Source organism: Limnoglobus sp., assembly GCF_059499385.1.
On sequence record NZ_JCABYM010000026.1, the window covers coordinates 1 to 5,949 of the forward strand.

Below are 5,949 nucleotides of genomic sequence, written 5' to 3' on the forward strand. Positions count from 1 at the left end.
CTAACCCTCCCCCCCAAGGGGGGAGGGAATAAAGCCATGAGCCGCAAAGGTGGCTGGTGTCGGGCCTCGGAAAGCCTCGACCCAACCTACCAAGTCAGTTCCCCCCGGTCGCCTCGCTCCACGTCGGGCGGGTCGTGCGGCTGCCGCTCTGCCCCAACCCGGACTGCCGCAGGCCCGCGATCTTCCGCAGCGCGTTCGCCGTCGGGATCGCGCTCGACAGCAGCGGCGAGCCGACCCGGTGCGTGGCGGCCACGCCGATCCGCTCCGACTTCTGCTTCATCGGTTCCGCGTTCAGGTGCTGCGTCGCCACGAGCTGCTGGAGGAAGATCGCGATCCGGTTCAGCTCCTCGCCGGCGTGCTGCGTGCGGATCGCCCCCTCGGTCGTGTTCTGCGCCGCGTGGGCGACGGCCGTGATGTTCTGTGCGATCTCGGCCGTCCCCTTCGCCGCCTCGTGGATGTTCCGGTCGATCTCGTCGGTCGTCTGCTTCTGCTCGGCGACGGCCGCGGCGATCGTCGTCGAGGCGTGGTGGATGCGGTTGATGACGGCCGCGATCCGGCCGATGGCGTTCACCGCGCTGCCCGTCTCCCGCTGGATCGCCTCGATCTTCTGGCCGATGTCGTTGGTCGCCTTCGCCGTCTCCTTCGCCAGCTCCTTCACCTCGTTCGCGACGACGGCGAACCCCTTCCCGGCCTCCCCCGCCCGCGCCGCTTCAATCGTGGCGTTGAGCGCCAACAGGTTCGTCTGCTGGGCGATGGCGGTGATGACCTTCACGACCTCGCCGATCTCCCCGCTGCTCGCGCCGAGCCGGGCGATGGTCGTGTTCGTCGCCTCGGCCAGCGCGACGGCGTCCGACGCGATCTTCGTGGACTCGGTCGCGTTGTTCGCGATCTCGGTTATGCCGACGCCCATGTGCTCCACCCCGGTCGCTACCGTCTGCACGTTCAGGCTCACCTGCTCGGCCGCCGCCGACACAACGTTCGCCTGGCAGGACGTTTCCTCCGCGTTCGCGCTCATCTGCGAGCTGACGGCGCACAGCTCGTCCGCCGAGGAGGTCAACAGCGTCGCGTTCGACGCGACCTGCGCGAGCAGCGACTGCACCTCGTCGGAAGTCTTGTGCAGCCGCTCCTGGGCGACGACCCGCTTCGTGATGAGGTCCCACGTCACCATCGTGCCGATCCGGTTCCGGTACGAGTCGTGGATCGCGCACACCACGAGTTCGAAGTGCTCGTGCCCGAGCTTCATCTGCGAGCGGATCGGGAGCTTCGACTCGTCGGCCCAGTTCTCCCGCTGCTGGTCCGGGTGCTGGTGCAGCACGTCGATGTTCTGGCCGACGATCTGGTCGGCCGGGACCGGCAGGTACGGCTCGACGCCCTTCATCATCTTCAGGGCGGCGGCGTTGGCGAACTTGATCGCCCCCCGCTTGTCCGCGAACATCATCCCGGTCGGCGAGCTTTCGACCATCGACCGGGTGCGGTCGGCCTCCACGCGGGTGATCGCGGCCGTCAGCAACAGGGCCACGCTGCGGATCGTTTCGAGGCGGTGGTCGGACAGGTCGAGCGGGTTCTTGGAGAACACGTCGAGCGTCCCGACGACCCGGCCGGTGACGACGATCGGCACGCTGAGCGCCGCCTTGAACCCGGCCTGCCTCGCGGCCGGGAGGCGGGTGCAGTCGGCGAGCGTGGCTAGGTCGTGGACGAGGACCACGTCCCGCTGCCGCCACGCCCGGCCGTTCAACCCCTCGCCCTCGTGGAACTTCGCCGCGTGCGTGGCCCGGCGGAACTCGTCGCCCACGTCGCCGGAGTCGAGGACGAACTCCAGCCGCCCGGCCCGGTGATCGACGATCCAGTACGACCCGTACTCGTACCCGAACACCTCGCGGAGGGTGTCGATGGCGATCTGCGCCGCGTGCCGGACGCCCTTCGCCTCCAGGATGGCGCGGACCATCCGGCCGATGGCGGCGTTGTCCAGGGCGAACTCCTTCTCCCGGACGCGGGCGACGGCCAGTTCCTGCCAGTTGACGTACTTCGCGGCGAAGACGTTATGGATCTCGTCGAGGGCGCGATTGGCGGCGGCGGCCATCTGCCCGATCTCGTCGGCCGGGGCGTCGGTCGCGCGGCACGTGAGGTCGCCGTCGGCGAACGCCGCGAGCGCGCGGGTGACGCGGTGGATGGGGCCGGTGATCGACCGGGCGAGCCAGTACGTGACGGCGACGACGCCGAGGAAGGACGCGACGGCAATGACGCCGATGAGCCGCTGCTCGTGCCGGGCGTCCGCGCCGTCGGTGTCGATCAGGGCGAACGCGAGGCCGAGCGGGACGCCGACGGCGAGCAGGACGCCGCAGGTGAGCTTCGCCCGCAGGCTTTTGAACGCGAGGCGCGAGAACGGCCGCATGGGGTGGCACGGGGGCTAGGGGTCACGGACGACCGAACCGTCGTTGAAGTATCGGGGCAACCGGCCGGAAATTTGCGGGGGATGACGGAGGTGTCCGGCTGTCAGTCTGGCAGGCGAGATGGCCAAGATTCGCAAGATTTTACCCCCACCCCCCGGCCGTGAGACTTCGAGTCGCATTCGGCCGATGGGGTGGCCGGGATGCTCCCGTAGGGCGGGTCAAGTCTTTGCGCCGACCCGCCGGGGGTGACTGGAGGCGACGGCGGGTCGGCGCAAAGCCTTGACCCGCCCTACAAACCCGCCGGGGCGTTATGAAGTGCCACCCCGGACCGCCTTCGCCACGTCCAACACCAGCACCAGCTGCCCGCCGAGCGGGTACGCGCCGCGGATCAGCTCGCCGGCCGGGCCGCGCAACAGGTCCGCCGTCGGCTCGAACGCCGCGGCGTCCGCCTCGATCACCTCGCCCACGTCGTCCACCAGCAGCGCCTTCAACCCGTCGGCGGCGCGGACCACCAGGTTCAACGGCTGCGCGTCCCGGCCGCGGGGCGGCAGGCCCAGTCGCGGGCGGAGGTCGATCGTCGGCACGATCTGGCCGCGGAGGTTCATGAGGCCGGTCACGCCCGGCGGGGCGAGCGGGACGCGGGACGGGCGCTGCGGCCGCAGCACTTCCTGCACGTCCGCGACCGGGACGCCGAACGTGCGGCCGTCGAGCAGGAACGTGCAAATCTGATTCATACGGCCCCCGCCGCGAGATGCGCCCACGGGTCGGCGAGGCGGAGGGCCGTCGGCAGGTCGAGCAGCTCCGTCACGCGGCCCTGGAGGACGGCCGTGCCGGCCACGCCGGGCCGCGCGGCCGTGGCGTGCAGCTCGACCGCCGCCTCGACCACGTCAATCACGCGGTCCGCGGCCAGCCCGACGGTGCGGCCGCCGTCGCGATAAATGACGACGCAGACCGGGCCGGTGGGCCACGGGCGGGGCGGCTCGCCGAGCACGTCCGTCACCCACACGACCGGGATGATGTCGCCGCGGTGCTGCATCACGGGGAAGCCGCCGGCGCACTCGACGCCGGCCGCCGGCACCTCCTCCAGGCGGACGACGTGCCGCATCGGCACGGCCACCCGCCGCCGCTCGCCGACGCCGAGGACGAGCAGCGTCTGCACGTCCGCCGGTTCCTCGACCGGTTCGGTCGTCGGTTCGTCGGAAGAAACCGGAACGCCCGCCCTCGCGGCAAGGCCGAGGGCGTCGAGGATGAGGACCACGCCGCCGTCGCCGAGGATCGTCGCGCCGCCGTACACGGCCAGCGCCTTCAACTGCTCGTCGAGCGGCTTGACCACGATCTCCTGTGCGTCGAGGACCGAGTCCACGACCAGCCCGAACCGCCGCCGCTCGGCTTCGAGGACGACGACGTTCCGGTCCGCGGGCGGCGGCGTGTCGTTGAGCGCGAGGACGGTTCGCAGGTCCACGAGCGGCAGCAGCCGGTCGCGGTGGCGGAACACCGGGACGCCGTGCAGCGACTCGCCCCGCCCGGCCGCGGCGTCGAGCCGGAGGATTTCGAGCAGGCTGACCTGTGGGATCGCGAACCGGTCGCCGTCGCCCGTCACGACGAGGGCCGGGACGATGGCGAGCGTCAGCGGGATGCGCAGCCGGAGCGTCGTGCCGACGCCGACCGTACTTTGCACGTCGAGGCTGCCGCCGACCCGCTCGACGTTCGTTTTCACCACGTCCATGCCGACGCCGCGGCCGGATACGGTCGTGACCTGCTCGGCCGTCGAGAACCCCGGCGCGAAGATCAACATCGTCGCGTCGTGGTCGGTCATCCGGGCCGCGCGGTCGGTCGAGATCAACCCCTTCTCGACGGCCTTCGCCTTGACCCTCGCGGGCGAAATGCCGCCGCCGTCGTCGCGGATTTCGAGGACGACCTGGCCGCCCTCCTGAAACGCCCGCAGGCGGACCGTGCCCTCGGCCGGCTTGCCGCGGGCCGCCCGCACGTCCGGCTTCTCGATGCCGTGATCGACGGCGTTGCGGACGACGTGCGTGAGCGGGTCCTTGATCGCTTCGAGGATGCCGCGGTCGAGTTCCGTGTCGCCGCCGTCGCACTCCAGGCGGACCGTCTTGCCGAGGTGGGCGGCGAGGTCGCGGACGACGCGGGGGAACCGGTCCCAGACGGTGGCGAGCGGCTGCATCCGCGTCTTCAGCACCTGGCCTTGCAGGTCGCGGGTGACGTGCGCCAGCCGCTGCACGGCCCGGCGGGCGGCCGGGTCCGGCCCGTCGGCCGCGAACGCCGCGACGTGGTTCTTCGCCAGCACGAGTTCGCCGACGAGGTTCAGCAGTTGGTCGAGCACGCCGACATCGACGCGGATGCTCGCGTCCGCGGCGGACGCGTCCGGGGGTTTCCCTGGGACCGCGGGCGTCCCGCCCGCCACGGCCGCAGCCACCGAAGGCGGGTCACCGGCCACGTGAACGTGGGCGGGCGGGACGCCCGCGGTCCCAGGATTTACCTGCAATTCCGTGAGCCGCGCGACCAGCGCGGCGTAGTCGCCGTCGCCCTCGGCCCCGTCCGTCTCGATCCGCGCGAGCATCGCCCGCACGGCGTCGATCATCTTCAGAAGCGCCGTCGCGATCTCCGGCGTCAGCCGCAACAGCCCGTCGCGGAGGCGGCTGAGGAGGGTCTCGCCGGCGTGCGCGACGGCCTCCAGCTTCGCGAACCCGAAGAACCCGCACGTCCCCTTGATCGTGTGGATCGTGCGGAACACGCTCGCCAGCGTGCGGCGGTCGTCCGGGGCCTTCTCCAGCACGACGAGGTCGCGGTCGAGCTGGTCGAGGTTCTCGGCGCTCTCGACGAGGAACTCGCGGATGATGTCCTGGTCGGTCATCGGGGGTCTTTGCCCGGCAGGCGGGTGAACACGGACGTGCCGGCCGCGAGGAACTGCACGGCGAACGGGCCGAACGAGGTGCGGTACGCGAGCTGCTGCCGCGCGGCGGCGCGGTTCGCCACGAGTTGCAGCCCCTGGCCGCGGAGGACGATCGGCAGCGACATCCGGCCGCGAATTTTCCGCTTCTCCATCTGGAGCGTGACCTCGCCGGCGATGACGTTGACCAGTTCGCCGACGGCGTCGGCCATGTCTTCCGCGTCGAACGGGATGGCGAACCCACAGAACTTCTCGACCATCGCGACTCCGACTTCCTCCGTCACCATCAGCGTGAGCGACCACTTGGTCTCGCCGACGAACGAGATGACGGCGGCGAGCGTCTGCGCCGCCGGGGCGGGGTCCGGCAGCGGCACGCGGGCCGGCTTCTCGCCGAGGATCGTGTTCAGCGTGATCTCGATCCCGGCCGTGGCGGCGTCCGCGATGGCGGCCGGGAACGGCGTCTCGAACGGGGCGGGGGCGAGCATCGCGGCCTCGGGAGGAAGGAAAACCAGGTGGGCAGATTCCCGTCGGTCTCCGGCTTTGTTCCCTCCCCCCTTGGGGGGGAGGGTTAGGGAGGGGGGTAACCTACCCACCCCCGGTGAGGATCGCGTCGGAGGGAGGAAGCTCGGGGGGGGGGGGGGGGCCCCGCCC

General features: G+C 71.2%; 4 protein-coding genes. All 4 read right to left on the reverse strand.

Translation table 11 applies throughout. The annotated features are described in order from the left end of the window. Positions 1-94 precede the first annotated feature (94 nt). Positions 95-2,392 (reverse strand): methyl-accepting chemotaxis protein, encoded by a 2,298-nt coding sequence (locus AC5JJ2_RS04445; RefSeq protein WP_495856753.1) that lies wholly within the window; start codon positions 2,390-2,392, stop codon positions 95-97. Between the two features lie 306 nt (positions 2,393-2,698). After that, on the reverse strand, positions 2,699-3,124 hold the full coding sequence (locus AC5JJ2_RS04450; RefSeq protein WP_495856754.1) for a chemotaxis protein CheW: 426 nt from the start codon (positions 3,122-3,124) through the stop codon (positions 2,699-2,701). Beyond that, positions 3,121-5,262 carry a chemotaxis protein CheW gene (locus AC5JJ2_RS04455; RefSeq protein WP_495856755.1) on the reverse strand — a complete coding sequence of 714 codons (2,142 nt, stop codon included), beginning with the start codon at positions 5,260-5,262 and terminating at the stop codon, positions 3,121-3,123. Before AC5JJ2_RS04455 ends, AC5JJ2_RS04450 begins: the two co-directional genes overlap by 4 nt. Beyond that, entirely contained in the window at positions 5,259-5,783 is a 525-nt protein-coding gene (locus AC5JJ2_RS04460; protein ID WP_495856756.1) for a chemotaxis protein CheX, read from the reverse strand. The genes AC5JJ2_RS04455 and AC5JJ2_RS04460 overlap by 4 nt, the downstream gene beginning before the upstream one ends. Positions 5,784-5,949 lie beyond the last annotated feature (166 nt).

Coding starts and splice junctions, on each gene's coding strand:
- AC5JJ2_RS04460 (WP_495856756.1), bottom strand. CDS start 5,783: ATGCTCGCCCCCGCCCCGTTCGAGACGCCGTTCCCGGCCGCCATCGCG.
- AC5JJ2_RS04445 (WP_495856753.1), bottom strand. CDS start 2,392: ATGCGGCCGTTCTCGCGCCTCGCGTTCAAAAGCCTGCGGGCGAAGCTC.
- AC5JJ2_RS04455 (WP_495856755.1), bottom strand. CDS start 5,262: ATGACCGACCAGGACATCATCCGCGAGTTCCTCGTCGAGAGCGCCGAG.
- AC5JJ2_RS04450 (WP_495856754.1), bottom strand. CDS start 3,124: ATGAATCAGATTTGCACGTTCCTGCTCGACGGCCGCACGTTCGGCGTC.